The sequence below is a fragment of the Stenotrophomonas sp. WHRI 8082 genome, from assembly GCF_040223995.2.
Classification (GTDB): Bacteria; Pseudomonadota; Gammaproteobacteria; order Xanthomonadales; family Xanthomonadaceae; genus Stenotrophomonas.
In genome coordinates, this window is record NZ_CP167826.1 from 1,428,024 (window position 1) to 1,453,976 (window position 25,953).

Sequence of the window (25,953 nt, forward strand, 5' to 3'; positions counted from 1 at the left end):
GACGTTGTAGCAACGGTGCAAGACGCGCCGATGACAGCGCGCGGGAACATCAGAAACGCACATCCGCCTTCATGCCAACCACCACCGCATCCTTGCGCGCGGTGAATCCGCCGGGGTGGCGGACAAACTGGATACCGGGCTGCAGATCCACGCCGACCAGCGGCTTCCAGCCGTAGAACACTTCGGCCATATGCTCGCGACGCGCAAACGCCGTGCCAACACCTTCCTGGCCAGAACGCGCAGCACGTGGATTGACCCGGGTGGTCGCCAGGCCGATGCCGATCCGATCGTCAGGCCGCGTGTGCATCAGCCCGGTCTGGATCAACTGCACGTTGAACATCTGATCGATATCGCCGGTACGCCGGTCGCCTTGTGCGAACGCCACCTGGCCACGCAGCCCGGACCGTTCGTTGGCGCCACTGCCGCGCGTCAACTGCTGCTGCGCGCTGGCCCAGCCGCCGTAGGCCCCCGTGCGCAGTTCCTGCTGCTGCGACATCCCCTCGACAGGAAACCGCTGCACTGCATCGGCGCGCCGGGCACTGCTGTACCAGCCGCCCACTGCGTAATGCCCGCTACGCCCGTCGAAGGTGGGCTCCCAGCCCAGCTCCAGCGGCGTCAGCGTGCCCACGGTTCCGGACGGTGCGAACCGCAGTCCGCCGCCGTGGGTGTCGGCGTAACGCGGATTGACCTGGTACGCCCCTGCACGCACGTACACCTCCTGCACGGGCCGCCAGGTGAACACGCCGCCCCATTGACTGAGGGGTGAGTTGAACCAGTAGTCGCCGCCGAACACGGCGGGCTGACTGCCGCAGAGCGCGAGATTCATGGCGATGCAGTCCAGCGCGTTGAAGTCATCACCGGCTGATACCCGGCCGAGCTTCAGGTCGAACTGGCCATCGGCAGACTGCTTCGCCAGCCACAGGCTGCCCAGCCGTGCGATGTTGCCGCGCCCATAGATTTCCTGGTTCTGCAGCAGGCTGCCCAGCCCCGCCCGTTCTGTCAGGTTGTGTCCGTCGCGCAGCGATAGCGATGCAGCAGCGCGCGTGCCCTCCCAGCCCCACAGACGCTGCAGGTCGAACTGTCCGCTGGCCGATAACTGGCCGGCGTGCGCCGAGGTGTGGCGTAAACCGCTAGACAGGTTGCGTGCGGCTTCGACGGTATAGCCCATGTCCAGCTCGATTCCGTCGCTGGCGAGCCGCTCGCGTGCCCCGTTCCAATCCCCCGTGATGCCCTGTGCCGCCACGGCTACCCCACAGCTTCCGGTGGCGGACATCAGAATGAGGCAACTCAGGGCGCCGTGAGGGATCAGAGGCTTCTTCATTGAAATTTCCTTGCTGCGAGGAGCCTCAACGTGGCATGCCCGCGCGCGCCCTCGCGGCGCGTAAACGCGCGGACTGCGAAGCAGGTCACAGCCCTTGCCGCGAAAGGCGTAAACACGCAAAGTCCGCTGTCGCTTTCCGCAGTGCGCACCTCGCCAACCACGACATGCCCGCGCAGTCGGCGGCGTGATGGCGGCGCTTGATTAACGGATCGGGAACCGCCGGCAACCTGTGATGAACCGCACACTCTGTGGTGAGGGCGCCGTTGACGGCAGACTCGCAAAGCGCGCTCTAGCCTCGCGGGTGATGATCGATATCCCCACCCTGCTCGGCTTCAGCGCCGCAGTCCTGGTTTCCATTGCGATCCTGTTGCTGCTGACCCGGCCTCGGGGTGGCGCGCGCCTGTGGCTTGCCATGCCATTCCTGGCCGGCGCGTGCTGCTGTGCCCTGCTGTTGTGGCCCGCACTCAAGCAGGCGCCGGCGGCCGGCTACATTGGCACCTTCTTCGCGTTGCTGGCGTTTGCAGCAGGTTGGCAGGGCATCCGATCCATCTTCCACCTGCCGCCACGCTGGGGCCTGCTGCTCGCGCCCCCGCTGTGCTGGCTGGTTTTGGTAGCGGCAGTGTTCGGTCCCGGCGAGATGTCATCGTTGAACGCGGCGGGGCGCGCCGCGCTTGCGGCGCTTTACTGTGGTCTGTCGGCGGTCACGCTGGTCCAGCGCCGCGACCCCGCACTGCCGTCGGCGCGGCTGCTGGCGCGCATCCTGATGGCGTCGGCCGCCCTGGCCGCCGTCGCGATGACCCTGTCGCCCTGGCTGCCTGAGCCACTGGGTGCCGGCGCGCCGCGCACGTGGGCCGTGGCGGTATTCAGCGGCATTGTGCTGATCGATGTGCTGCTGGTCTGCGGACTGATGGTTGCGGTGCTGAAGGAACAGGCGGCCAGCCGCCTCTACGACGAGGCCACGCGTGACCCGTTGACCGGGTTGTACAACCGACGTCTGCTGGATGAAAAACTGGGCATCTGGGATCAGGAGGACCGTGTCAGCGGGACCGTGCGCGCGGCGTTGTTCTTCGATATCGATGAGTTCAAGACCATCAACGACCGCTTCGGCCACGACATGGGTGACAAGGTGATCTGCCAGGCCGCGAGGGCGGCGGAGCAGGCGGTGCGCCGCGACGACCTGATCTTTCGTTACGGCGGCGAAGAGTTCCTGTGCATCCTGCCCGACTCGAGCCTGAAAGCCGGGATGGCCGCAGCGGAACGCCTTCGCTCCACCTTCGAGCGCTCTGCCCAGGAGGTAGCCGGGCACCGCATTGATGCGACGCTCAGCGTAGGCGTGGCCATCAGCCAAGGCCGCCGTTCGAACGCGGGTGCCTTGGTGGCCGCAGCGGATCGGCAGATGTACCGCGCCAAGCAGGCAGGCCGCAACCGGGTGATGGGCAGCGACGGCGACTGACCTCTGTATGTTGATTGGCGCCGGATGGGCGTCACCCGTACCAGCGCACCACATGCGCAGGCAGCCACGGTCGCGGATCGATGTCGAGCGCCGCGTACGCGTCGAGCTGGTCACGCAACGCGTTTTCCACGGAGGGAGTGCGGTAGCGCAGGCTTTCTTCTTCCGGTAGTTGCGCGGCGGCCCAGTCATGCAACCGGTCCACCCGTTGCAGCATCACCTGATGCAGCCACGGACGCAGGGCGTACACGTGGTGACCATTATCGGCCAGCCCCGCCACGGCATCGGCCAGCAGCGCGTTCGCCCCCCGCACCCACTCGGTCTTGCCACCGGCCTTTTCCTGCACGGTGAGTGGCGACGGTGCTTTGTGCAGGGCCAAGGGACGCCGCAGCTGCAACTCCAGGTCGCGCGCATCGCGCTGCGTCTCCGCCTCCACCAACCATCCCGCTTCCAGATCGAAGAACTCGAACCAGCGCCGGTGCAGCGCACTGATGCGTCCCAGCGGATCGCGCGAGAAGCCGATCTTGCAGAAGTCCTCCCATGCGCAGGGAAATACATAGGCGAACCAGTGCCCATCCGTTCGCAGGTTCATGGCGCGGGCTGGCAGACGGGGCAGAAGAACGCGCGGCGCTGCGTGGTACCAAGATACTGCTTGCTGATGGGTCCGCCGCACTGCGGACAGATGCGCCGGGTATGCACCTGCCAGTGCTTCTTGAGCTCGAATGCCTTCTTCCATGCCAGGAAATCAAAGCTGTAGTCGCGGGCCTGCGCAATCACCTGGCCCAGCCTGCGTGGCGCGATCGCGTGAATCGGTGTGGCGGGATGCACGCGCGTACGGAACAGCACCTCGTTCTTGATGATGTTGCCCACGCCGGCAAAGATCGACTGGTCCAGCAACGCATCGCAGATCAACGTGTCCGGCTGGGCCTTCAAGCGGCGACGCGCAAGCCGGGGATCCCACTGCGGGCTCATGACATCGGTCCGCCAGTCGTAGGCATCGTCCAGGTCGCCTTCGATGTACTTCAACGAACACGTGTAGAGATTCAGCTCGCCGTTGTCTAACACAAGCGACGCACGTGCCGGGTTCGGCTTGCGCTCATCGATCCGCCAAGTACCAAACATCAGCAGGTGCGCGCGCAGGCTGAAGCCACGGAACTCAAGCAGAAAGTGCTTGCCCCAGCTGCGCACGGACACGATCCGGCGGCCCTCCATGCGCGACAGGTCCAGGCTGCTGTTGCCGCTGGCATGGCGCACGGTCTTGTTGCGGAAATGCGCTGCGGCATCGCGCAGGATGAGGATGGAGGGACCTTCAGGCATCTTCCTGCTCCAGCAAAGCCTGCAGCCGCAGGGCGTTGTCGATCGCAAAGCCGTGTGCAGTGTTGTCGAAGATCACCCAGCACGGCGTACCCGGGGTGGTGCTTGCGCGAAGCTGGCCGGCCAGTTGCTGGAGCGCCTCGTCGCTGTACGCGCTGTAATAGATGCGCGGGCTGCCGTGCCAGCGCCAGTATGCCCACGCCGGACTGGCGGCGGGAACCGCACCGGCCGGAACGCGCGGTGGATCCACGCCGACGCGGCTGATGTCATGGCGTTGCAGCAAGGCATCGGCTTCAGGCAGGAACCAGCTGGGGTGGCGCGGCTCGCAGGCTACCGGCAGCGCTGTACGCCGGCGCAGCATCGCAAAGAACGTCGACGCCACGCGTGCGTCGAACGATAGCGCCGGCGGTAGCTGCAGCAGCAGACCGCCCAGGTGGTCGCCCAGATGCAGCGCTTCGCCCAGAAAACGGTCCAGCGGCGCACCCACCCCGCGCAGCGCCAGCTCATGCGAAATGAGCTTGGGGACCTTGACCGAGAAACGGAAGTCTGGCGGTACGGCCGCCGCCCAGCGCGCATAGGTCGCCGGCTGATGGGGGCGATAGAACGAGGAGTTGATTTCCGCGACGGTCAGGCGTGTAGCGTAGCGCTGCAACGCGCTGGCGCCTTCGCCGAAGCGATCTGCGTAGCGGCTGGGAATCGACCAACCGGCGCAACCTATCCGCACTGCCGATGCCACCGTCCGGTCCCCCCTGCTCGTGATTGACCAGGCTCAAGCGTCCGCCGCCGCGCGTTACGGAACGGCGAAGCCCTGTGAAGCCGCAGCTGATGCGGGGCCTGGGTATCCAGCCGTGCTCGGCGGAATGGTCCCGCCAACGGCCCGCTGCGCTCGCCGACCATGGGTCGGCGCTACCAATCGCGGCTGTGGTAGCGCCGAGCCGTGCTCGGCGGAATGGTCCTGCCGACGGCCCGCTGCGCTCGCCGACCATGGGTCGGCGCTACCGATGGCGGGGGTCCACACGCTCCCTGTTGACCGGCCCGCTACGCCGTCCGGTGCATGCTGCGGCCATGTTCGAATTCATTGACGAATCCTGGTCCGTCCTGCCGCGCGACTTCTACAGGCGCCATCCGGCGGCGGTGGCCCCGGAACTGCTGAACAAGATCCTGGTCAGCGCGGACGGACGCGCGGCACGGATCGTCGAAGTGGAGGCCTACGCCGGCAGCGAAGATCCCGCGGCGCACTCATTCCGCGGCATGACCGCACGAAACGCCACCATGTTCGGCGCGGCCGGGCACCTGTACGTGTACTTCACCTACGGCATGCACTGGGGCAGCAACGCGGTGTGTGGCGAAGTGGGGGAAGGTGTGGGCGTACTGCTGCGTGCGGCTGAACCCTTGCGGGGCATCGAGGCGATGCAGCTGTCACGGCCCAAAGCGAAACGCGAGCGCGATCTGGCCAGTGGGCCCGGCAAACTGTCGCAGGCATTCGCGATCACGCGCGCCCTGGACGGTGCCGACCTGGTTACGGCCGACAGAGGCATCACGATCGTGGACGATGGCACGCCGCCGCCGTCGCACCCGGTCGTCGGACCGCGCATCGGCATCAGCCGCGCGATCGAGTTGCCGTGGCGCTGGCACGTACGGGACAACCCGCACGTCTCGGTGCGTCCACCGCGAAAGGCCTGATGGGTCGCAACGCCCGGTAGCGCAGAGCCACGCTCGGCGGACTGTTCCCGCCGACGGCCCGCTGCGCTCGCCGAGCACGGCTCGGCGCTACCGATGCCCGCGATTCTCCGTAGGGCAGAGCCACGCTCGGCGGACTGTTCCCGCCGACGGTCCGCTGCGCTCGCCGAGCATGGCTCGGCGCTACCGGTACCCGAGACGCTCGCTCATCCCTCCCATGACAAGCCGCGCGGTGCATTACGGAAACCTGCTGCGCGCAGGGCATCGGTGATCGGCCCGCGACCGATCACCTCATCGTTGATGAGGTCCAGGGTGAACGACAACCGCTTGCCCCGTCGCAGTGCGATGGCCAGCGCCTGTGCCGCACTGGTCACCATCGCTGCGTGCGCAGGGTCATCGCCCTCGAAGAAGGTGAGCAGATTGCGTCCGCCCTGTGCCAAGTACATGCGCAGCTGCCCTGCGCCGATCACCACCAGTGCACCAGCGCGGCGCACGGGCCGTTGCCGTGCCGGGTGCGCCGGCCAAGGCAGCACCGTCCCATAAGGATTGGCAGGGTCGAGTACCGAAAGTCCAATAGCAACGTCCCTTCCCGCGGATACGCTGTCTTCGGCGAACTCGCGGAGCCGATCCACGCTGCCGCGCTCCGCGAACTGCGCGCCGCCCAAGCCGTGCACGAAGCGTCCGCGCAGCACGCGCCCCGCATCCTCCATCCCCCGATAGACCTGTTGCAAGGCGGGGAAACCCCCTGCGATGCCCTCGGCCACTGCCGCGCCCCGGGTGACCACCCCGTGGCGATCCAACAGCGCATCAGCCAGTGATACTGCACGCACGGTATCGCTGGCGGAGCCGCGCTGCAGCAACGACCAGCGACCCGCCAACGACGGGGCATCGTATGTAGCCGGCCCCTGCACCCCAACGGACGCAGCCGGCCCGCTGTCTGCCATGTGGAATCCGGCAAAGCCACGGCGTCGACGCGACACACTGGCGGCACGGATGCGCGATTGCACACGCGCCCCGGACAGCGCGCGCAGTGGCGCCCAGATGTCCGTCGTCAGTTTTCCTGTCCAGACCAGATCCCACAGCGCGGCATGCAGGTTTTCAGGCGACAGCTCCACGCGTGGCGAACCGTCGGGGTCGGTCTGCATGCGCGCATGCACGCCCGCCGCAAGCTGCCGCGCGAAGAACGCACCGCCCCCCTCCAGCACGGACAGGATCAACGGCTGCAGGGGCGATGCCGTATCTGCTTCCGCGCCACCAGGTGCCGCCGGCAGCGTCTCAGCGGCCACCTCCTGCAGGTGGAGCGAGACCAGCCCGTCGTCGTCACCGAGCCTGCCGTGCCCACACCACAGCACCGCGCCCGTGGCCAGCAACTCATCCAGCAAGGCCGGCACATAGTCCCGAACACGGGCAGGCAGGATCTGGTTTTCCCAGATGGATATCGGCAACGGCACGCCGGCCAGCTGCTCGACCACGCGCACTACTCCGTCCACGCCCTCCATCGTCCCTTCACTGGCGCCGACATCGGGCAGAGCGGCATGTCCCACCGCGCCGCTCATCACGCCGTGCCGTTCGAGCAGCAACCGCGCGTACGCGTCCCCGGGCACGGGGCGGGTGGCCTCACGCGCCGCCTGCAGCGAGCGCACGCGCAGCCGCCGGAAGACGTCTTCGCTCACCCACTCGTGATACGCCAACGGACTGATGTCCGTGCAGGCAGCAGCGCCCGCTGCGACATTCACCGTGCCGAACGTGCAGCTCAACACCTTGCCCTGCTCGCCGAGCCGAGACAATGCCGCATCGGCTACTACAACGCCCAGGCCGAATCGCTCGGCCACGTCCGCAGTGAAAAACGGGGAGCGCGTACGCGCGTAGCGTGCAACCAGTTCCCCCAGCGGATCAGCGCTGGGCGTGCGGAAGGCCTCCGGCACAGCGGCGGGCAAGACACTGCCCAACGCATCGCGCAACTTCCCTGCATCTTCCACTGCGGCCCAGTACGCCGTGCCCGCGATGCGTACCGGCAGCGCGCGGCGCTCGTCATGCAGCAGTTGTATGAAGGCTTCGGCGCTTCCATGGCCATCCTGCAGGCGCGCACCGATCTCGTCCGTGGTCAGCGGACCCAGCTCGCGCAGCAGATCGGCCACGCCCTCCTTGCCCTTGGCCAGGCGATCGGTAGCGAGCCGTTGCAGTTCATCGCCGACGCGCTGCACGACGGCGGTGTCCAGCAGTTCGCCCACATCCACCTGGCCCAGCAGGTCGCCCAGCAGCCCACTGTCCAGCGACAGGATGGACGCGCGGCGCTCCGCCAGTGGCACATCGGTGCCGTACATGAACTCGGCTACGTAGCCGAACAGCAGGTTGGCCGCGAACGGCGACGGCACCTCGGTGGTGACCTCGGCGATCTGTACTGCGCCGTCCACCAGGCGCTGCATGAGTGCACCAAGCGCCTGCAGATCATAGACATCCTGCAGACACTCGCGGGCGGTTTCGATCAGGATCGGGAAATCCGGATAGGCACGCGCCACGTCCAGGAGCTGCCCCGCACGGAGGCGTTGCTGCCACAGGGGTGAACGCCGACCGGGGGTCCGCCGCGGGAGCAGCAAGGCACGCGATGCACACTCGCGGAACCGCGCGGCAAAGAGGGCCGAGCCACCCACTGCCGCCGTGACGCTGCGCTGCAGGGCATCGGGATCGAACAGGAACAGCTCCGCCCCCGGCACACGCCCCGTACTGTCCGGGATACGCGCCATGATGCCGTCTTCGCTCGCCACCACCGACGGATCCACATGCCAGCGCTCACGGATACGTTCGGCAATGGCCAATGCCCACGGATCGTGCACGCGGCGTCCATAGGGCGAGTGCAGCATCACCCGCCAATCGCCCAGCTCATCGCGGCAGCGCTCCACCACCAGCTGCCGGTCGGTTGGCAGCACGCCGGTCGCCTCGCGCTGTTCTTTCAGCAGGCTGAGCATGTTCTTGATCGCACGCGCATCCAGACCGCATGCCTGCAGCCGCGAGGCGAGCGCTTCCGGCAACGTGCCGTCGGCACGTGCAGCCGGTTCGAGGGCTGCGAAGAAGGCACCGATGGCCAAGCCGAGCTCGGCCGGCCGTCCCGCATTTTCGCCGCGCCAGAAAGGCAGGCGTGCAGAGCGGCCTGGGGCCGGGGTCACGATCACCTGGTCGTGGGTGATCTGCTCCACCCGCCACGAGGTGGCGCCGAGCGTGATCACATCGTTGACCCGCGACTCGTGCACCATTTCCTCGTCGAGCTCACCCACACGGCGCGAGCCCGCACGCTCCTCTCCTTCCGGGAGCACCACGCTGAACATGCCGCGGTCGGGAATGGTGCCGCCGCTGGTGATTGCCAGTTGCTTCGCACCGGGCCGCGCGGTCAGCTGGCCGCTGTCCCGGTTCCACACCACCTTCGGACGAAACCCGGCGAAGTCGTCCGACGGATAGCGGCCTGCCAGCATGTCCAGCACCGCATCAAAGGCACTGCGTGGCAGTTCGCGATACGGCGCTGCGCGACGCACGCAGGCATACCACGCATCCACATCGAGCGGATCCATCGCGACTGCGGCCACCGTCTGCTGGGCCAGCACATCCAACGGATTGCGCGGCGGATCCACTGCCTCGATGCGACCGGCCAGCATGCTGTCCACGATCACCGCCGCATCGATCAGATCGCGACGTGTGCGTGGGTAGACGAAGCCGGTGGACACCCCCCCGACCTGATGGCCGGCACGGCCCACCCGCTGCAAGGCGCTGGCCACCGACGGCGGCGCGGCCACCTGGATCACCAGGTCCACCAGCCCCATGTCGATACCCAGTTCCAGACTGGACGTCGCCACCACGCAGCGCAGTTCACCGGACTTGAGCGCGACCTCGATCTCACGACGCAGTTCTTTGCTCACCGACCCATGGTGGGAACGCGCGATCAACGGCTCCGCACCCTCCGAACGCCCGGACGTGCCGCCATTGAATGAACCGTAGGCGGTGGCCTGCAGGCCCTGTGCCGGTTGCTCACCCGCGGCCTGCGCAAGGCGCTCCGCGTACAGCGCGTTGAGGCGCGCGGTGAGCTTTTCCGCCACGCCGCGCGAGTTGGCGAAGACGATCGTCGAGCGCCAGCGCAACACCTCCTCCAGGATGCTGGCCTCCACGTGCGGCCAGATCGAGCCCACCCGTGACGACTGCTCGCGGCCACCCGCCGCGGGCCCGTGCGTGGGCAGGTCGGCCATGTCGTCCACCGGCACCACGATGCGCATCGCCAGATGCCGCGGAGACGGTGGCTGCACGACGCGTACCGGCCGGTCGCCGCCGAGGAAGCGTGCGACTTCGTCAACAGGGCGAACCGTTGCCGACAGGCCGATACGCTGCGCAGGTGCCGGCAACAGCGCCTCCAACCGCTCCAGGCTCAGCGCGAGATGTGTACCGCGCTTGGTGCCGGCGACCGCATGGATCTCGTCGATGATGACCGTATGCACATTGCGCAAGGTGTCCCGTGCCTTCGACGTGAGCATCAGGAACAGCGATTCGGGTGTGGTGATCAGGATGTCCGGGGGGCGGCGCAGCAGGCGGGCGCGCTCGGCCGGGGTGGTGTCGCCACTTCGGATCGCGACGCTGAGGTCCACCTCCGGATCACCACGGCGTGCACGCTCGGCACGCACGCCCTGTAGTGGGATCTGCAGGTTCCGCTGCACGTCCGAGCCCAATGCCTTGATCGGCGAGATGTACAGCACGCGGGTAGCGGCGCGGTCAGGGCCGGGCACGCTTTCGGCCGAACGTGCCTGCTGGTCGCGTTCGGTGAACAGCTGGTCGATGGCGTGCAGGAAGGCGGCCAGTGTCTTGCCCGATCCCGTCGGCGCGATCACCAACGTGTGCTGGCCCTCGCTGATGGCTTGCCACGCCTGTACCTGTGCGGGGGTGGCGGCCGGAAAGGCGTGAGCAAACCACGCGCGCGTGGCGGGACCAAAGACTTCAGGAAGTGCGTCGAGGGGGCTGGACATGTCCCCATTATGCGAGCGGCCGCGTGCAGGCCGGCATGACGGGGCTGCTGCGTCGGGTGCCGGTGGACCCGACCGCTGCTCGCGTTACCTTGGACACTGGGGCAGCGGGTATATAGCAACTAGGCTGCGCTGCATGCACCGCCCGGTGCCTTGCGGACGCGCCCTGCCATGACGATTGCCTGGAAACTGACTTCGCTGCTGCTGGCAGCCGCACCGCTTGATGCATTCGCCGCCGAGCAATGGATCATCGGCACCGACCTGTGGGGCAACACGAGCTACCAGACACTGCAGTTGGACACCCACGGGGAACGCCTGCAGGGCACGCTGGATGGTGACGCGGTGGCAGGGTCGCGCACAGACGGCGGCTTTTCCTTCACTGTCACGGACAAGGAGGGTCAGGTCAGCCACTACCGCGGTCGCATCGCCGACGCGCGGATGCGTGGGGAGAGCGATCAGCCGGACACCAATGATCGCGCAGCTCGCGCCGCCCACGCGTTCAGCGGTTGGCGTGTCCCGGATCGCACGCAGTCCGCGCCGCAGGTGCATCGGTTCACGCCAACGGATTATTCCAACACCTTCAGTGCGGATCGTCCGCCGGTACTGGTCATCCATCCCGGCGATTCCGTGCAGACCCGCACGCTGGATTCGGGTGGCGTAGACGAGCGGGGCATCACCCGGGCGCTGTACGGCAATCCCCAAGTCGGCCCGTTCTTTGTTGTCGGCGCAGAAGCCGGCGACACCTTGGCCATCACCTTGGTCTCGTTGAAGCTCAACCGCGATTACGCCGACAGCCTGGACGGCCTCGTCGACCGTCTGAAGACGGCTCGCGTAGCCGGTGAAGCCTCTGCGCTGGGCAAGCCGGTACGCTGGCAGCTGGACCGTGCGCGGGGCATGGCCCGTCCACAGGGAGCCTCCGGCGCACTCAAGGATTTCGAGGTGCCGGTGAAGCCGATGCTGGGTGGTCTGGCACTGGCCCCGGGTTTCGGCTATCCCCCGATCTCCACGGGCGACACCCATGTGTTCGGCGGCAACATGGACTTCAATGCGGTTGTCGAAGGCAACACGGTGTTCTTGCCCGTGCAGCAGCCCGGCGCCTTGTTGTACCTGGGCGATGGGCATGCGTTGCAGGGTGATGGCGAGACCACGCAGTGGGCGCTGGAGACCTCGCTGGATGTCATCGTGAAGGTGGAGCTGGTGAAGCGACAGTCCATCGCGACCCCGCGCGTTGAATCCCCGACCCAGCTGATGGCGCTGGGGCAAGGCGGCTCCAGCGACGACGCCCTGCGTCTTGCTACGGCCGGCATGCTGCAATGGCTCCGACAGTCCTATGGATTGACGCTGTCCGAGGCGACGCAGGTGCTTGGCGTGGCCGTGCAGTACAACGTGGCCAACCTGGCCGGACGGAGCGTGGGCGTGGCCGCGAAGATCGACAAGACAGTGCTGCGGACACTGACGCCCGTGACTGCTCCGGCGAAGTAACGCATGGCCGTGCGCGGCGGCTTGCCGGTCCGGTGCACGGGTGCCTGACGCAGGCCGCTGCGCTCGCCGAGCGTGGCTCGGCGCTACGACCCCGCTCCACCGTCAATTGGTAGCGCCGAGCCGTGCTCGGCGACTTGCCGGTCCGGTGCACGGGTGCCTGATGCAGGCCGCTGCGCTCGCCGAGCGTGGCTCGGCGCTACCACCGCGCTCCACCGTCACTTGGTAGCGCCGAGCCGTGCTCGGCGGCTTTCCGGTCCGGTGCACGGGTGCCTGACGCAGGCCGCTGCGCTCGCCGAGCGTGGCTCGGCGCTACCAACCCGCTTCGCCGCTGCTCGGTAGCGCCGAGCCGTGCTCGGCGGCTTTCCGGTCCGGTGCGCGGGCGCCTGATGCAGGCCGCTGCGCTCGCCGAGCGTGGCTCGGCGCTACCACCCCGCTCCGCCGCCACCTGGTAGCGCCGAGCCGTGCTCGGCGGCTTTCCGGTCCGGTGCACGCACGCCTATGCAGGCCGCTGCGCTCGCCGAGCGTGGCTCGGCGCTACCACCCCCACACCCCCCAACCGCCAGACTCAGCACACATTCGTTGCAGTACGGTTTAAGTTCTGTTAACTATTGCTGCAGCGCACCAGAACCTCTGGCACGCAAGGAGAACCAAGGAATGAAGACCTGACCTGACCCGAAATCCCACAATCCGACTGCAAGGTGCATGCATGAACTACCGCATTGGCAAGTGTGTTCACGCTCCGAAAGCCTTTTCGCCATTGGCATCTGCAGTACACGTGGCGCTGGCCACCGCCTTGTTGACCACCAGCTCCATCGCGGTGGCGCAGGACCGAAACACCTCACCTACCGCCGAAGCCGCCACCCTGGACACCGTGTCCGTGCTGGGCAGCCGGACCAAACCGCGCACTGTCTCATCGTCTGCCGTGCCGATCGACATCATCAGCGGTGACGAGTTCCGCAACCAGGGTGCCACCGACGCACTGGACCAGCTCAAGGTGCTGGTGCCGTCCTTCAACGTCAGCACGATCCCCATCGACGATGCCGCCAGCCTGGTGCGCCCGGCCAACCTGCGCGGCCTGCCGCCGGACAACACGCTGCTGCTGATCAACGGCAAACGCTTCCACCGCGCTGCGGTGATCACGTTCCTGGGGCATGGCTTGTCCGACGGTGCACAGGGTCCGGACCTGTCGGCGTTCCCGTCGCTGGCGCTGGAGCAGGTGGAGGTGCTGCGCGATGGTGCAGCGGCCCAGTACGGGTCGGATGCGATCGCGGGGGTGATCAACTTCGGCCTGAAGAAACTGCGCGAAGGCGGCAGCGCCGAGGTGTTCACCGGCAAGTACTACGAGGGCGATGGCCTGACCACGCAGTATTCGGCGCAGATCGGACTGCCACTGACCGAGCGCGGCTTTGCCACGCTGACCGCTGAGTGGCGCAAGGCGGACGACACCTCGCGCAGTGTGCAGCGGGACGATGCGGGCGCCGCGGCGGCGGCCGGATACCCGGGCGTAGGCGATCCCGCGCAGGTGTGGGGTTCACCGAAGGTCGACGATGACCTGAAGCTGGTCTACAACCTCGGCCTGTCCACCGACACCGTGGATTTCTATCTGTTCGGCAACTACGCCAAGCGCGATGTCGACGGTGGGTTCTACTACCGTGATCCAACTGCGCGCTCCGGGGTGTATTCCAACGATGGCGGCGATACCCTGCTGGTCGGCAACCTGACCGGTGCAGGCGCTTGCCCGACCATTGCACTGCGCGACGGTGCCGGCAACCTGCTGCCGTACAGCGGGGTCAGCGGCGCGGTCGCCGCCTTGCCCGCCAACTGCTACACCTTCCTGTCCAGCCTGCCTGGTGGCTTTACGCCGCGCTTCGGCGGCTCGCTGGAAGATACCTCGGTGGTTGCCGGGGCAAAGGGCACCTGGGACGAGTGGTACTGGGACGTAAGCGGGTCGTGGGGCCGCAATGACATCGATTTCGTCATCTACAACACGGTCAATGCATCGCTGGGCCCGAACCAACCGGCCGGCCTCTCTTTCCGCCCCGGCGGCAATACCCAGACAGAAAAGAACCTCAACGTCGATGTCAGCCGCGATATCACTACGACCTTCAGCAGCCAACCGCTGCGGTTGGCCATGGGCGCGGAATGGCGCGAAGAAAGCTTCACGATCAGCCCGGGCGACGGACCGTCGACGGCCATCGGTCCACTGACCGACCAAGGCTTCGCCTTGGGTTCCAACGGCTTCAACGGGTTCAGTGCGCGAACGGCCGGCACCTTCGACCGACGCAACTGGGCGGCCTACGCTGATCTGGAGGCGCAGCTCACCGAACGCTTCCTGCTGGCCGGCGCGCTGCGTTACGAGGACTACGATTCCTTCGGCAGTACCACCATCGGCAAGCTCACCGCGCGCTTCGACTTCACACCGACCTTCGCTCTGCGTGGTGCATTCAACACCGGCTTCCGTGCACCGACGCCAGGCCAGGCCAACATCAGCCAGATCAGCACGGTGTTCGGGGGGACGGCCCTGGAAGACATCGCCACGCTGCCGCCAACCGATCCGATCGCGCAGCTCAAAGGTGCACGGCCGCTCACGCCGGAGGAGTCAACGAACATCTCGCTGGGCGCGGTGTGGACCGAGGGCGACTGGCTGGTCACCGTGGATGGTTACCAGATCAAGGTGGAGGACCGCATCGCGCTGAGCACCAGCTTCGCGGTAACGCCGGAAGAACGCGCGGCGCTGGTGGCAGGCGGCAACCCGGAAGCCGCCTCGATCTCGCAGGTGACCTACTTTGGCAACGCGTTCGACACCACCACCACCGGCGTGGATCTGGTCACCAGCTATCGCAGCGACCATTTCGGTGGCACCACCACGTACTCGCTCGCCGCCAACTGGAACCGCACCGAGGTCGACCGGTACGACACCGACTTCATCGATGCCGCGCGCGTCTACAAGCTGGAGGAATCCCTGCCGAAGACAAAGGGCTACTTCAGCATCAACCACCAGCGTCAGATCTTCCATGCCAACCTGCGCTTGAACTATTACGGGTCGTGGTATGAAGACCATCTGGACAGTGGCGTGATCTCGGCAGCGGACGGCGGTCTGCCCATCCATGCCGGCAGCGCGCTGCTGGTGGATGCAGACGTGGGCTGGAACTTCGACTCTGGACTTTACTTCAGCGTCGGCGCGCAGAACCTGTTCGACCGCGTGCCCTCAAAGAATCCCTGGGCGGGCGTTGCCGGCGCCGAGTACCCGGTGCATTCGCCGTATGGCTTCAACGGCGGGTTCTATTACGCGCGGGTGGGCTGGAAGTTCTAGGCCGTTCTCCCGGGAGGCAGGCGGCGGGCCAGAGAAGTGCCTGCCGCCTGTCTTATCCGCACGCCGCTCATCCGCATAGAGCCCGACAGGCAAAAAGGCCGTGGATGCCTCCTGCGTCCACCAAGCGCGATCCCGAGCGATCTGCGTGTCGCGTATTGCATCCCGCCCCCGTCTTTCACAGATTTCCTCATGGACGCGGGAGTGTGGGCTTACGCACGATGATGACGCCGGCGCCATCACGACGTCGGCCAGGATTGGCATCCTGTTTGTGCAACACGATTTGGCTCTGTTCTGCCCTCGGGGCACGGCGGAGAATGCACTGCATCGTCTTCCGGTCATACGGCGGGCGGTGTGTGGGGATCCCTGATCCGCCGGCCCTTTTTCGTGTTGTACACCGGTATGCCAACCCGCATCGCCCGCCACCCCGTGCTTCCGCGCGGGTGGCTTCAACGCACTGTGAGGTCGCTTGCATGAGCTCTTCCGATCTTCCCCCTACCCCGCCGCTGCGCCTGATCGCGTCCGCGGAGAACGCCGATCGTTCTACAGACGGCGTCAGCTCAGACCTGCAGCGGACCGGGCGCGTCGTTGTGTCCGTTCGCGTGCTGCGTGCCCTGGATGCCACCTTGGAAATCCTGCAGGCCGAGCATATCGCCCGATGCGATGGCGATATCGCTTCGCTGTTGGGTGAGCATCTGACCGATGGCTTGCTGGTGGCCGCCCGCGAGCTGGTCAGGGCGTCGGCGAGTCCGCATCTGGATCGGCCGTGACGTTGTTCCCCGGCTGCCTGGACTGAAGCCCACCCGGCGGTCCAGCACGACCCTGCCGACCGCCGTCGTCGGCGCTGCTCGTCCCTGACGCGGGCAGGTGCACCGTGATCGGAATCCCGTACACCGCGTGGACAACGCCGGGCCAATAGCCCACCAGCGGCAGCAGCGCCGCATCCCATGGAGGGCGCTGGGAGCGGGTGTCGCTCCATCGGACGCCCACGCAGGCGAACGCGGTGAGCAGAAGCGCAAGGACGATACAGAGCCCTCGCCGCCACTGAAGCCGCTGTGCCATCAACGCACCCATTGCCATTGTCGCCACGGGCACGGCGGCCCATAACAACGTCACGCCCGCCTGGTGGGCCAATGGCTGCGCGTCGCCCCGTATCGCCGCCAACGCTGCAGCGAACAATGCACTCACGCACAGCAGGAGGTAGAGCTCCACCAATGGCCACCCGATGACACGGGGCGTCGCCCGCAGCCACAGCCGCTGCCCGACCAACCCTGCGACCATGCCCGCCATGTAGAACATTCCACCGTTGGGCGAGCGGGTGGTCATCAGTGCCAGGCAGGCGGTGCTGATCGCGAATGCGACGTACGTGCTTATCCGATAGCCCGGCAGTGACATGACGTTACCTTCCTTGGAGTACCTACCGCCGGGCTGGGCGCGCTGAAGCGGCGGCATCCAGCATCTGCAACCTGGTGGTTCTTGCTCTCAGCCTACCTGCCGAGTGCCGCATTGCTCAACGTCTGTACCGTCGCGCAGTTCTCGCATTTGACGACCAGTCCACCAAACAGCTGCTGGATGTCCCGTTCCTCGATGCACGTGATGTGGCCACAGCTTTTGCATTCGGCATGGATCGTCTGCACGTACGCGATGGCGCCATCGGGTCCCTTTGCCGCTTGGAAATCTCTGATTCGGAATACGCCGGTGTCAATCATCAGGTCAGTCTCGAATGATCTGACGGTCAAAGTAGCCAACCGCGCGTAAGGGGAGTTCCATGCCAGCGTGATCCCGGCATCAAGACGCGCCATGGCGTGAGAACGGGTCAGGATAAATCGTTCAGGTTTTCCTCCTCTGTGATGAACGCGTTAAGTGTTAGCGTTCCCAGTCCAGAGTGTGTTGCGTCATGAGGTGCCGGGAATGCCTGTAAGGGCGTTGGTGTACGTAAGTAAGGTTTCTCCAAAGATCAGCCCTCCTGAGCTGGAAGTGCTTGTAAACAATGCACAGACGTTCAACCGCACGGCGGGAGTGAGCGGTGTTCTGCTGTTCGACGGCGCGCGCTATCTGCAGTATCTGGAGGGGCCGGAGGATGGCGTAACCGCCGTCTATGGTCGGATCTTTCAGGCGACGCGTCACACGCAGGTCGAGGTCATTGCCCAAGGGCATGCCGGTTCCCGCTATTTCCCGTATTGGCCCATGAAGAAGTTCGACGTGGACCCGGAGACGTTCGATGCGGTCGCGCAGGCCAGCTGGGCAGGTTTCGCCCCCAGCGCGGCGGAAGGTAGCGCCACCGCAGTGGGCCGCCTGATCGACGTCGTGGGCGTACATCCAGTCCGCGATTGACCCGTCACATCGGTAGCGCCGAGCCACGCTCGGCGGTATCTGTCAGCGACTGATGCCCACCATACCGCTGCGCTCGCCGCACCCCGACTTGGCTCAGCGTTACGTTGATCGCAGCCGCATGCCCGCATTTGCTATCTTGCCCCGGCCCTTCCACTGCCTCACCGGAATCCCATGCCGCGCGTGTCCCCAGGCGTTCGATCCGCCTCCACTGCAAAAGCCGCACTTGAACAGGAAATCGCACGCTCAGGCCTGAACGACCAGGCGCTGCTGCGTGCCGCCACCAAGGAAGCCTTCGAGCGGGTGAACCTGCTGCTCAAGGCGTACTACGCCGATTTCAGCCCGAAACAACAGGCGCTTATCCTGGCGACCATTGGTGCCAAGTCGACCTCGAGCGTGGCGTCCCGCGAGACGCCTGCCAAGGCAGCGCGCCCGGCCAAGCGGCCGACAGAGGAGCTTCCGCCGCGTTTCTGGCTGCCGTTCAGTGGCGAGACGTGGTCAGGCCGTGGCCGCCCGCCCAACGCATTCCTTGCTTGGGAAGGCACGGTGGCGCACACCGAATGGAAGAAGCGCCACCCTGATGAGCGGTTCCCGCTTTATCCGGGTTGATGCGGGGAGATTATCGATAGCAGGCGACTGAGGGCTGCCAATCGACGGCAGCCGACTGAAGTCGGCTCTACCCGGCATAGGCGAATCACCTGCGGAACGGCAGCCGACTGAAGTCGGCTCTACCCGGCGTAGGCGACCCACCCGCGGAAGGAAAGCGCCGCGTAGAACAGGCGGGGTTCAATGAACCCGGCCTCTTCCAGCAGCGCCACTTCGCGCTCGGGTGAGAGCGTGGGCAACCTGCTCGCCAGCGCCTCGGCGCGGGCGGCGAGGTCGTCGTCGGTACCTCCGCGCGCCATGGCGAATGCGGCCCAGCGCTGCAGCCATACCCTTTTTTCGGTGGGTTCGTCAGGCACGCTGTGATGGGCAATGACCAGGGGAGCACCCGGTTTGAGCCGACGTTTCAGCTCGCGAAGCGTATGCAACCGCTCGTCCGGCGACAGAAAGTGCAGCGTCAGCAGGCACGTCGCGCCATCGAAGAGCACGTCAGGTGCATCGTCGATATAGCCCTGGATCAACTCGCCGTGCAGCGACAGGTCGCCAAGCGTGTGGTGCGCAAGCGCCAGCATTTCGGCCGACGGGTCAACGCCCACCAAGCGCCACGTCGGGCTCGCCTCGGCAAATGCCCGCATTTCGACCCCACCCCCGGCACCGAGCACGAGCACCTGCCCGTGCGCAGGCACCCGCTCGGCCAGCAGCACCTGCGCCATCTGATGCAGGGCATGCACACCTGGCACGTTGCGCACCAGGTTATCGATGTACTGCGATACCGCAGCGGGATCAGAAAACGACATGGCGGCCATCTCTTCGAGGTTGACCGCAAATGTAACACTTACGATTACATTAAGCCTCAGGGCTGCCTGCGCATGCGCGTCAGCGACTGCACGGTGCCGTCGTCGTTGGCCATGCAGAGATAACGGCCGTCCGGATAATCGATGATCAGCTCGGTCACTTGTTCATTGACCGGTACGCGGGTGACCACGCGGCCCTCCGCATTGGCCCGGTCGTCGCACGCGGCGGACGCCCCTCGCCCATCAGCCCGCGATTCGGTGGGTCGCCCCCGCGAGGACGTATTGCGGAATACCGCGCGGCACCCGTCCTTGACCCAGATCGAGTGGCGGTTGAGGTCCCAGTTCTCACCCTTTACGCAGCGCGTGCTGCTCAGCTGACGAACGACCCGTACGTCGCCGCGGGTGTCCATGTCGCACTCGGTCTGCTTGCGGTCACGCGATTCGCAGGTCACCTCAGCCGGCAACGCCCCCTCGCCACGGTCGGTGGCAGGACGATCATGACGCGGCCGTTCGCCGTCACCCGACTGACCCGCGCTGCCCACCTGGCAGACCCCGTTGGCGCCGCCCCTGCCGGTATAGCTCATCTGCACGCCGCCATCGGGCGAACGGTTGATGGACAAGGTAACGCCGCTGCTCGCGTCACGCGCCTCATAGTAATTGTCGTTGAAGCGTTTCAACTGCGTCTGGCGGCCGTTGATGTAGACCGGGCCGCCCTCATCGGCATGCACCTCGATGGAGCCCGGGCAGGTGCCGTTGAAGAGCGGGATGGCCGCGTTGGCCGCGGGAGAAACGCCCGCCAAGGGGGTCAGCAGAACGACTGCGGCAAGGTGCGAGAACCTGAACATGGTGAGCATCCGTGAGACCTGTCGAGGAAAGCGGACGATAGCAGTCGCACGTGGCAGTCGGTGTGCACGGCCTAAAGCGCGCGCGGGTCACGTTGCAAGGAGATAGGCACGCCGGAGGGCGTCGCTGCGCTGAATCAGTCTGCACTTATTGCCCCGCTCGGAAGCGGGGCAAGCGGCACCCGGACCGGCACTTTATCCTGCGATGCCGGACGTGATTCCGATGCGCGAGGTGTACCCCGTGCTGGCCAGCTCACTACGATGCAAACGATCCTGGTGCGAAATGAATGACGCGATGAAACTACTTTTCATAAGCGCACTATGTGTCGACCCAGGCATTGCGTTTGCCTCCCCTCCCAGCTCCGCCCTACCGACCGAGCCCGCATCACGCGCAGATCAACTGAGCGCATTGATGCGGCTGCGGATGCTCGCCGCTGACGTTACACACGAGCGCAGCACGCTGCTCGCAACGCACGGCCAACGCGCAGGAACGACAAGCGCGGAAACAGAATTCAACCTCGAGGGTCGCGTCGACCTGAGCACAGAAACTGTCGGCCGTCTTTCAATAGCCACATCTGTCGATCCTGGCCTGACGAGCAATACAGACTTGGTCATGAGGGTATCGGGAGGCTGTATTGAACGGCAGATCGCAAAGGACCACTTCGCGCCGACGAAAATGTACTGGGCGTCGCCGGCCGGCTCTCCGCAACCCCTCATCGGATTCAAGCATGTGGCCGCCGACCATGATGTGATCCTCTTCTTCGACGCATTCGGACGCGGCTGTCTCAACGCCGTCCGCTCCGAGGCACATAGGCGGAAGTGACGATGCCAAGGGAGCATGGGGCCGACGTCCTGACGGCCCTCCAGGCATGACAAGGGCAATGCAAAGGCACTGGTCCCGCAGCAGCAACTGAGCCCCTCGCTGCGCGAAGCCCACCGCGCCGGGGGCGAACCGTGTTTTTGGCTGCCGTTGTTGTGCAATCAGCCCCCCGCGGCTGCCTCGCGCACGAACGCTTCATAGGTGCGCAACGGGTGCCCCAGGATCGCCTGCAGTCGTTCGACGGATCCCTCGGCGGCGCGCATGCCGTGCAGCTGGATGCCCGCCAACATCAGGCGCATGTCATACGCCAGCCAGGACGGTGCATAGGACGCCATCTGCGCTTCGAACGCCGCCACGTCATCACCGGCGTAAGCTACCTCACGGCCCAGTGCGGTGCTCCACGCGGCCGCCACCGATGCGCCCGTCATGGCCTGCGGACCCACCAGTTCCAGGGTGAGCGCCTCCAGCGCCGCCGGTGCACGGTCACGTCGCAGCAGCTCCGCCACAGCGATCTCTGCGATGTCGCGCGCATCGATCATGCACACGCCGGCCGAGCCGATCGGCATCGGGTACACGCCATGGTCCTGGATGGTCTGCTGGACCATCAGCTCGTTCTGCATGAAGTACGCCGGACGCAGCACGGTGGCCGCAATGCCGAGGCTCTCGATCATGCGCTCGACCGTGTGCTTGCCGGTGAAGTGCGGCACGTTGGTGAAGGTGTCCGCATGGATCACGGACAGATAAACGATGCGTTCGACGCCCGCTTCCTGCGCAAGGTTCAACGTGATCAGCGCCTGCGTTACCTCGTCGGGCGTGACCGCGTTCAACAGGAACAAGGTGCGGACCGAAGACAGCGCGGCGCGGATCGACGGGACGTCGGTCAGGTCGCCCACCACTTCGGTGACGCCAGCAGGAAAGGCGCGCTTGCCGCGTGTGCGGACCAGCGCCTTGACGTCGGCACCTGCACCGGCCAGGCCCTCGACAACCAATGCACCGACAGTGCCCGTGGCACCAGTAACGAGAATGCTCATGTGAAACTCCTTCAGCGGATGGATGGGGATCGGACGAGCAAACGATAGTCCGTTGCACTATCAAAACGCAGACCACATTATGTAGACCCGCCGTCTCATCTATGAAACACCATGGACCTCAATGATCTGGGCGACTTCCTGCTGGTCGCGGCCAGCGGCGGATTGGGCAAGGCCAGTCGGGCCAGCGGCAGATCCAAGGCGACACTGTCCCGCCGGATCTCGGATCTGGAGGACCAGTTGGGCGTGCGGCTGGTGGAGCGCAGCGCGCGCGGCCTGATCCTGACCGAGGCTGGCCAAATACTGGTCAACCGCATCGAATCCCCACTGGGTGAGGTGGCCGAGGCCATGGCCGCCGCGCGGGATGGCGTTTCCTCTCCACGCGGCGTGCTGCGCATCGCCGCCCCTGTACTGTTTTCGCAGCTGGCCATGGGGCGCATCGGTGCAGACTTCTGCGCCGCCTATCCTGAGGTGACCGTCGAGGTCGTGGCCGAGGACCGCATGGTCGACCTCATTGAAGAACACTTCGATGTGGTGATCCGGACCAATCCACGGCCAGACAGCGCTCTGGTCGGTCGCTGTTTCGCCAAGGACCGGCTGGTGGTGGTTGCCGCGCCCGGCATGGCGATGCCAGAGCGCGGCACCGTCCGCGCGGTGCCTGCGATTGTCGCCGCCACCTTCCAGCCTGGGCAATGGAATCTCGACGACGGACGCCTGATTCTGGAGCCCATTCCGCGGCTGCGATTCTCCTCGTTCCTGATGATCCGCGATGCCGCGCTGGCCGGTGGCGGCGCCGCGCTGATTCCCGCGTCCATCGCGCAGCAGCACATCGCCAGCGGCGCGCTCATCCAGTGGGGCGTGATCACCGGTGCCGAGCCCGCGCTATGGGTACTGCACACCTCGCGCCGATTGGCCACGCCGAAGGTGCGCGCCTTCGTGGACTTCATCTGTGCGCGCTACCCGGATATGGCCCTGACATTGCACGGATAGGGCGTCATGGAACATGACCGCTGATGTCCAACGCACTGCGCAACCAAGCGATCACCTTGCCGCATCGTAGACTTGGCGCGTCCGTGTCACGGCCATTCGGGCCGGCGCCATTCGAGACACTGCAATGCAACCCGGAGTGACCTGTGATGACCCTGACGCAATGGATGGCGTGTGTGCGTGGCGTTCCCATGAAAAGCCTGGCACCCCTGCTTGTTGGCGTACTGGCGGCCCCGGCAGCGCATGCGCTCGACGCCGCGCAGTGGCAGGCCGTCGCGCCGACGCTTCAAGCGGCGCTGGAATGCCGCACGAAACCTGACACCACCGGTGCAGCGTGGATGTCACTGCCCCACGATGCGGAGGGCGGAATCGCCGCCATCAAGCCGCCGGTGCCGTTCCTGGTGTTCGGCCTGCCGGTACGCGAGGTGGCCATCTTCATCGACGCCAGTGGCGAGCTGGGCGAGAGCTACACCGCCGACCTGGGTGCCAGCCTGGCCGCTGTCCGCAAGGCGGCGAAACTCAACGCCGAGGATGGGCGCACCACCCCGATGGGCGACCTGACGCTGGGCGGAGACACCTCGCCGAAGCTGACGTGCACGGTCGCGGGCGCGTACGACGAAAGCGATTATCAGGAAAACTGATTTGGTTCTTGCTGGTGCAGGGCATCGGAAGCGTAAAGCCAAGGCTGTCTTCCACAGCCTTGGCTGACCAACGGCGCGCTCATGATTGGCGCGGAGTTGATGGGGCTTACCAAATTCCTCTAACCATTGGGTGTCCGCTTCCGGCCAAGGGCAGTCGTCGCGAAACGAAAGCCGAAGGTGGGCCTAGTCGAGCTTTGTCGGGGAAGCCAGACCACCCTTTGTTGACACTTCGGCAAAGGCAGTCTCGGCTCCAGCCGGTAATGGCACTCGCATCCCGAACCTAAGTTGCCTCTAGTTCGCTGAATATCTGGAGCGGAATCCGCACCAGTAGCAAATTGCAAAGCGAGCACCCGCTGCTTCCGGATGAGCTTGCACGTACGCCCTGCGCGCCGCCGAAATCTCGGGGGCGGCGCGCGATGAGTGGAGCGATCTGGCGCGTCCGCCGCAGACGCAAGGCCCTCTCGATTAGCGAGGGCCCGGCCTCGGGTCGATCGATACCGAGACGCCCCGTAGCGGAGCGTCGATCGGCCCACCGAGCGCTAGCGGACACTCCATTGCTTGGTCGTCGCCGGTACGGCGCGAACCAGCATCCGATCGGCAAGGGCCCGGACGGGGCGATGCCGCCCGGGCAGTGGCGTTACCTGCTGCTCGGCGAGAAGTTCTGAGCTCCGCGCGTCTTTCGCCACTGGATCCACGCGATCGCGGCGACGAAGAAGACGCTGCACAGGTAACTGCCTTCCGGCCCATGCGCGCCACCGGTCAGGGTGTCGAGGCCTTGCGGGCGCAGCGCCACCAGCAGCGCCGGCAAGTGCGCATCGATGCCGGTGACGGGCAGTTCGAAGCCGGTCGCGAGCAACCAGTTCCACCCCGCGTGCCAGCCCATCACGCCCCAGATATTGCCGGTCCGCAGCGCCCAGGCGCAGGCGAACAGCGAGAGCAGGAACGTGCCGAGCATGACCCGGGGCGGCTGGTGCGGACTGAAATGCAGGAAGCAGAAAACGAGCGACACCAGCAGCACTGCCACCGCGACATTGGTCTTGCGCGCCACCACCGACAGCATCCAGCCGCGGAAGATGACTTCCTCCACGCTCGCCTGGAACATGAAACTCAATAGGAGCAGACCGATGTGCAGCAGACTGACGGGCGACCGCCAGGCCTGCCCCAAGCCCGCCGCCTGCATGCCGCCCGCCATCCAGATCGCGACAACGACCAGCGCGATCGTGCCGATTCCAAAGGCCAGTCCGCGCAGGAACGTTTTCAGCGGCGCCGGACCGGTCAGCCCGATACTCGCCAGCGAGCGCCCTTCGACGAACCGTACCCAGGCGAGCACGGCCGCCAGCGTCGGCGCGAAGCCGATCCACAGCAGCGCATACATGCCAGCGAGGCCGATCGGATCGCCGCGCGGCGTCGACCAATGCTGCGACTGCATCCACCCGTCCAGCACGATCACCGGTACCGCGTTGAACAAAATCATCAGGATCGGCGTCAGCCAAGCCCAGGGCAGCCAGCCGCGCGCCGGATCGGGCGAATACAGGGCAACGGGGGTCATGCGGGGCTCCATGTCGACGTCATCGCCGCTGCAAGTTGCCATCCGCGCGGGGACGTCGCAACCCGTTTGCGACCAAGCCACAGAAGCCGCCGATGAATCACCCGGATCGCCGACGAAATGGCGCTGAGCCGTCGCCCGTGGTGTCCGCTTTGGGTGGCGGTTTCATATGTTCGATGAAACACAGACAGCTGCCCAAGCAACAGGAGTGTTGCGAATGAAGCGAAGGACAAGGATTCAGTACACCGACAGCCACAAAACCCTGATGTGGGACCGCTGGCGGCAGGGCGAGTCGTTGCACCAGATTGCGAGGCTGTTCGATCGGCATCACTCGTCCGTGCGAGGGGTTCTCGCCGAAACTGGCGGGATCCGGCCGGCGGTCCGTCGACGATCCCCGCGGGCGCTTAGCTTGGTTGAGCGCGAAGACGTATCGCGGGCGCCGTTTGCCGGCCATACGATCCGCTCGATCGCATCCCTGTTCCAACTGACTGACGGCGAGCGCCACCGTGGACGTAGCGATGGAGCGCTGGCGCGCGACAGCGGAGACGCTGCCGGCATCAGGGACATCCAGCAGCAAGCGCAGCGCGTCGATCCTGTCCAGGCCTGTCCTCTCAAGGCCTTCATGGCCCGCCACGCCCAAGTGGGCGGCTGCGCGCAGCGTGTCATCGGTGATCCCCCGTTACTGCGGGCCCTGCTCTGCCGCCGGGCGCAGTAGACGCACAACATTACGAGTGTGCGGCTCAGCATGAGGATCGAGCGCATCGCCCTGCGTGTACAAACTCACTTGGAATGAGTCACTGGCGCGAA

Annotated in this window: 22 protein-coding genes; 11 read left to right on the plus strand and 11 right to left on the minus strand. The window is 66.0% G+C overall.

What is annotated here, in order from left to right; all coding sequences use genetic code 11:
* Positions 1-49 precede the first annotated feature (49 nt).
* Positions 50-1,321: a carbohydrate porin gene (locus ABRP17_RS06370; protein ID WP_349985488.1), complete on the minus strand. Its 1,272-nt coding sequence runs from the start codon at positions 1,319-1,321 to the stop codon at positions 50-52.
* A 304-nt stretch (positions 1,322-1,625) separates the two neighbouring features.
* Between ABRP17_RS06370 and ABRP17_RS06375 the strand changes: the two genes are divergently transcribed.
* On the plus strand, positions 1,626-2,774 hold the full coding sequence (locus tag ABRP17_RS06375) for a GGDEF domain-containing protein (protein WP_349985487.1): 1,149 nt from the start codon (positions 1,626-1,628) through the stop codon (positions 2,772-2,774).
* Between the two features lie 31 nt (positions 2,775-2,805).
* Here the strand turns inward: ABRP17_RS06375 and ABRP17_RS06380 are convergent, their stop codons facing one another.
* Genes ABRP17_RS06380 through ABRP17_RS06390 form a run of 3 tightly spaced genes read right to left on the minus strand, consistent with a single transcriptional unit; the run spans position 2,806 to position 4,809 of the window.
* The gene (locus ABRP17_RS06380; protein ID WP_349985486.1) at positions 2,806-3,363 is read right to left on the minus strand and encodes a GIY-YIG nuclease family protein; all 558 of its coding nucleotides are present in this window, start codon (positions 3,361-3,363) and stop codon (positions 2,806-2,808) included.
* Positions 3,360-4,088 carry a DNA-formamidopyrimidine glycosylase family protein gene (locus ABRP17_RS06385; RefSeq protein ID WP_349985485.1) on the minus strand — a complete coding sequence of 243 codons (729 nt, stop codon included), beginning with the start codon at positions 4,086-4,088 and terminating at the stop codon, positions 3,360-3,362. The genes ABRP17_RS06380 and ABRP17_RS06385 overlap by 4 nt, the downstream gene beginning before the upstream one ends.
* Positions 4,081-4,809, minus strand: coding sequence for a DUF72 domain-containing protein (locus ABRP17_RS06390; protein ID WP_349985484.1), 729 nt, complete (start codon positions 4,807-4,809; stop codon positions 4,081-4,083). The genes ABRP17_RS06385 and ABRP17_RS06390 overlap by 8 nt, the downstream gene beginning before the upstream one ends.
* 341 nt (positions 4,810-5,150) lie before the next feature.
* On the opposite strand from ABRP17_RS06390, the gene ABRP17_RS06395 reads away from it, so the two are divergent.
* Positions 5,151-5,768 carry a DNA-3-methyladenine glycosylase gene (locus ABRP17_RS06395; protein WP_349985483.1) on the plus strand — a complete coding sequence of 206 codons (618 nt, stop codon included), beginning with the start codon at positions 5,151-5,153 and terminating at the stop codon, positions 5,766-5,768.
* Positions 5,769-5,971: 203 nt separating this feature from the next.
* Here the strand turns inward: ABRP17_RS06395 and ABRP17_RS06400 are convergent, their stop codons facing one another.
* Positions 5,972-10,765, minus strand: coding sequence for an ATP-dependent helicase (locus ABRP17_RS06400; protein WP_349985482.1), 4,794 nt, complete (start codon positions 10,763-10,765; stop codon positions 5,972-5,974).
* 168 nt (positions 10,766-10,933) lie between these two features.
* Here ABRP17_RS06400 and ABRP17_RS06405 point away from each other — a divergent pair, with 168 nt between their 5' ends.
* From ABRP17_RS06405 to ABRP17_RS06415, 3 genes are all read left to right on the plus strand, one after another.
* Positions 10,934-12,244 carry an acetamidase/formamidase family protein gene (locus tag ABRP17_RS06405; protein WP_349985481.1) on the plus strand — a complete coding sequence of 437 codons (1,311 nt, stop codon included), beginning with the start codon at positions 10,934-10,936 and terminating at the stop codon, positions 12,242-12,244.
* 706 nt (positions 12,245-12,950) lie between these two features.
* The gene (locus tag ABRP17_RS06410) at positions 12,951-15,557 is read left to right on the plus strand and encodes a TonB-dependent receptor (RefSeq protein WP_349985480.1); all 2,607 of its coding nucleotides are present in this window, start codon (positions 12,951-12,953) and stop codon (positions 15,555-15,557) included.
* A 470-nt stretch (positions 15,558-16,027) separates the two neighbouring features.
* A complete protein-coding gene (locus ABRP17_RS06415; protein WP_188325174.1) occupies positions 16,028-16,324 on the plus strand; it encodes a hypothetical protein in 297 nt (98 codons plus the stop codon).
* Here ABRP17_RS06415 and ABRP17_RS06420 read toward each other — a convergent pair.
* Both ABRP17_RS06420 and ABRP17_RS06425 read right to left on the minus strand, forming a co-directional pair.
* Complete coding sequence (locus ABRP17_RS06420; RefSeq protein WP_349985479.1) at positions 16,287-16,949, minus strand: hypothetical protein; 663 nt, start codon at positions 16,947-16,949, stop codon at positions 16,287-16,289. The two genes, ABRP17_RS06415 and ABRP17_RS06420, sit on opposite strands and share 38 nt — an antisense overlap.
* 92 nt (positions 16,950-17,041) lie before the next feature.
* A complete protein-coding gene (locus tag ABRP17_RS06425; protein WP_349985478.1) occupies positions 17,042-17,356 on the minus strand; it encodes a hypothetical protein in 315 nt (104 codons plus the stop codon).
* A 109-nt stretch (positions 17,357-17,465) separates the two neighbouring features.
* Between ABRP17_RS06425 and ABRP17_RS06430 the strand changes: the two genes are divergently transcribed.
* Complete coding sequence (locus ABRP17_RS06430) at positions 17,466-17,888, plus strand: BLUF domain-containing protein (RefSeq protein WP_349985477.1); 423 nt, start codon at positions 17,466-17,468, stop codon at positions 17,886-17,888.
* A gap of 171 nt (positions 17,889-18,059) precedes the next feature.
* A complete protein-coding gene (locus ABRP17_RS06435; RefSeq protein WP_349985476.1) occupies positions 18,060-18,494 on the plus strand; it encodes an H-NS family nucleoid-associated regulatory protein in 435 nt (144 codons plus the stop codon).
* 119 nt (positions 18,495-18,613) lie between these two features.
* On the opposite strand, the gene ABRP17_RS06440 is transcribed toward ABRP17_RS06435, so the two are convergent.
* Both ABRP17_RS06440 and ABRP17_RS06445 read right to left on the minus strand, forming a co-directional pair.
* A complete protein-coding gene (locus ABRP17_RS06440) occupies positions 18,614-19,285 on the minus strand; it encodes a class I SAM-dependent methyltransferase (protein WP_349985475.1) in 672 nt (223 codons plus the stop codon).
* Positions 19,286-19,341: 56 nt separating this feature from the next.
* Positions 19,342-20,127: a DUF3011 domain-containing protein gene (locus tag ABRP17_RS06445; RefSeq protein WP_349985474.1), complete on the minus strand. Its 786-nt coding sequence runs from the start codon at positions 20,125-20,127 to the stop codon at positions 19,342-19,344.
* Positions 20,128-20,419: 292 nt separating this feature from the next.
* On the opposite strand from ABRP17_RS06445, the gene ABRP17_RS06450 reads away from it, so the two are divergent.
* Complete coding sequence (locus ABRP17_RS06450; RefSeq protein ID WP_349985473.1) at positions 20,420-20,947, plus strand: hypothetical protein; 528 nt, start codon at positions 20,420-20,422, stop codon at positions 20,945-20,947.
* A 158-nt stretch (positions 20,948-21,105) separates the two neighbouring features.
* Here the strand turns inward: ABRP17_RS06450 and ABRP17_RS06455 are convergent, their stop codons facing one another.
* Positions 21,106-21,975, minus strand: a complete 870-nt coding sequence (locus tag ABRP17_RS06455) for an NmrA family NAD(P)-binding protein (RefSeq protein WP_349985472.1) — start codon at positions 21,973-21,975, stop codon at positions 21,106-21,108.
* Positions 21,976-22,086: 111 nt separating this feature from the next.
* On the opposite strand from ABRP17_RS06455, the gene ABRP17_RS06460 reads away from it, so the two are divergent.
* Positions 22,087-22,962 carry a LysR substrate-binding domain-containing protein gene (locus ABRP17_RS06460; RefSeq protein ID WP_349985471.1) on the plus strand — a complete coding sequence of 292 codons (876 nt, stop codon included), beginning with the start codon at positions 22,087-22,089 and terminating at the stop codon, positions 22,960-22,962.
* 188 nt (positions 22,963-23,150) lie between these two features.
* Positions 23,151-23,600, plus strand: coding sequence for a hypothetical protein (locus tag ABRP17_RS06465; RefSeq protein ID WP_349985470.1), 450 nt, complete (start codon positions 23,151-23,153; stop codon positions 23,598-23,600).
* A gap of 637 nt (positions 23,601-24,237) precedes the next feature.
* On the opposite strand, the gene ABRP17_RS06470 is transcribed toward ABRP17_RS06465, so the two are convergent.
* Positions 24,238-25,149 carry a type II CAAX endopeptidase family protein gene (locus tag ABRP17_RS06470; RefSeq protein ID WP_349985469.1) on the minus strand — a complete coding sequence of 304 codons (912 nt, stop codon included), beginning with the start codon at positions 25,147-25,149 and terminating at the stop codon, positions 24,238-24,240.
* Positions 25,150-25,315: 166 nt separating this feature from the next.
* Here ABRP17_RS06470 and ABRP17_RS06475 point away from each other — a divergent pair, with 166 nt between their 5' ends.
* Positions 25,316-25,861: a hypothetical protein gene (locus ABRP17_RS06475; protein WP_372486921.1), complete on the plus strand. Its 546-nt coding sequence runs from the start codon at positions 25,316-25,318 to the stop codon at positions 25,859-25,861.
* Positions 25,862-25,953 lie beyond the last annotated feature (92 nt).

What these genes read in the sequence shown, in the direction of transcription:
- ABRP17_RS06435 (WP_349985476.1), top strand. Translation starts at nt 18,060, where the DNA reads ATGCCGCGCGTGTCCCCAGGCGTTCGATCCGCCTCCACTGCAAAAGCC.
- ABRP17_RS06385 (WP_349985485.1), bottom strand. Translation starts at nt 4,088, where the DNA reads ATGCCTGAAGGTCCCTCCATCCTCATCCTGCGCGATGCCGCAGCGCAT.
- ABRP17_RS06375 (WP_349985487.1), top strand. Translation starts at nt 1,626, where the DNA reads ATGATCGATATCCCCACCCTGCTCGGCTTCAGCGCCGCAGTCCTGGTT.
- ABRP17_RS06440 (WP_349985475.1), bottom strand. Translation starts at nt 19,285, where the DNA reads ATGTCGTTTTCTGATCCCGCTGCGGTATCGCAGTACATCGATAACCTG.
- ABRP17_RS06420 (WP_349985479.1), bottom strand. Translation starts at nt 16,949, where the DNA reads ATGTCACTGCCGGGCTATCGGATAAGCACGTACGTCGCATTCGCGATC.
- ABRP17_RS06445 (WP_349985474.1), bottom strand. Translation starts at nt 20,127, where the DNA reads ATGTTCAGGTTCTCGCACCTTGCCGCAGTCGTTCTGCTGACCCCCTTG.
- ABRP17_RS06450 (WP_349985473.1), top strand. Translation starts at nt 20,420, where the DNA reads ATGAAACTACTTTTCATAAGCGCACTATGTGTCGACCCAGGCATTGCG.
- ABRP17_RS06405 (WP_349985481.1), top strand. Translation starts at nt 10,934, where the DNA reads ATGACGATTGCCTGGAAACTGACTTCGCTGCTGCTGGCAGCCGCACCG.
- ABRP17_RS06460 (WP_349985471.1), top strand. Translation starts at nt 22,087, where the DNA reads ATGGACCTCAATGATCTGGGCGACTTCCTGCTGGTCGCGGCCAGCGGC.
- ABRP17_RS06370 (WP_349985488.1), bottom strand. Translation starts at nt 1,321, where the DNA reads ATGAAGAAGCCTCTGATCCCTCACGGCGCCCTGAGTTGCCTCATTCTG.
- ABRP17_RS06425 (WP_349985478.1), bottom strand. Translation starts at nt 17,356, where the DNA reads ATGGCGCGTCTTGATGCCGGGATCACGCTGGCATGGAACTCCCCTTAC.
- ABRP17_RS06465 (WP_349985470.1), top strand. Translation starts at nt 23,151, where the DNA reads ATGAAAAGCCTGGCACCCCTGCTTGTTGGCGTACTGGCGGCCCCGGCA.
- ABRP17_RS06395 (WP_349985483.1), top strand. Translation starts at nt 5,151, where the DNA reads ATGTTCGAATTCATTGACGAATCCTGGTCCGTCCTGCCGCGCGACTTC.
- ABRP17_RS06430 (WP_349985477.1), top strand. Translation starts at nt 17,466, where the DNA reads ATGCCTGTAAGGGCGTTGGTGTACGTAAGTAAGGTTTCTCCAAAGATC.
- ABRP17_RS06455 (WP_349985472.1), bottom strand. Translation starts at nt 21,975, where the DNA reads ATGAGCATTCTCGTTACTGGTGCCACGGGCACTGTCGGTGCATTGGTT.
- ABRP17_RS06475 (WP_372486921.1), top strand. Translation starts at nt 25,316, where the DNA reads ATGTTCGATGAAACACAGACAGCTGCCCAAGCAACAGGAGTGTTGCGA.
- ABRP17_RS06410 (WP_349985480.1), top strand. Translation starts at nt 12,951, where the DNA reads ATGAACTACCGCATTGGCAAGTGTGTTCACGCTCCGAAAGCCTTTTCG.
- ABRP17_RS06380 (WP_349985486.1), bottom strand. Translation starts at nt 3,363, where the DNA reads ATGAACCTGCGAACGGATGGGCACTGGTTCGCCTATGTATTTCCCTGC.
- ABRP17_RS06415 (WP_188325174.1), top strand. Translation starts at nt 16,028, where the DNA reads ATGAGCTCTTCCGATCTTCCCCCTACCCCGCCGCTGCGCCTGATCGCG.
- ABRP17_RS06470 (WP_349985469.1), bottom strand. Translation starts at nt 25,149, where the DNA reads ATGACCCCCGTTGCCCTGTATTCGCCCGATCCGGCGCGCGGCTGGCTG.
- ABRP17_RS06400 (WP_349985482.1), bottom strand. Translation starts at nt 10,765, where the DNA reads ATGTCCAGCCCCCTCGACGCACTTCCTGAAGTCTTTGGTCCCGCCACG.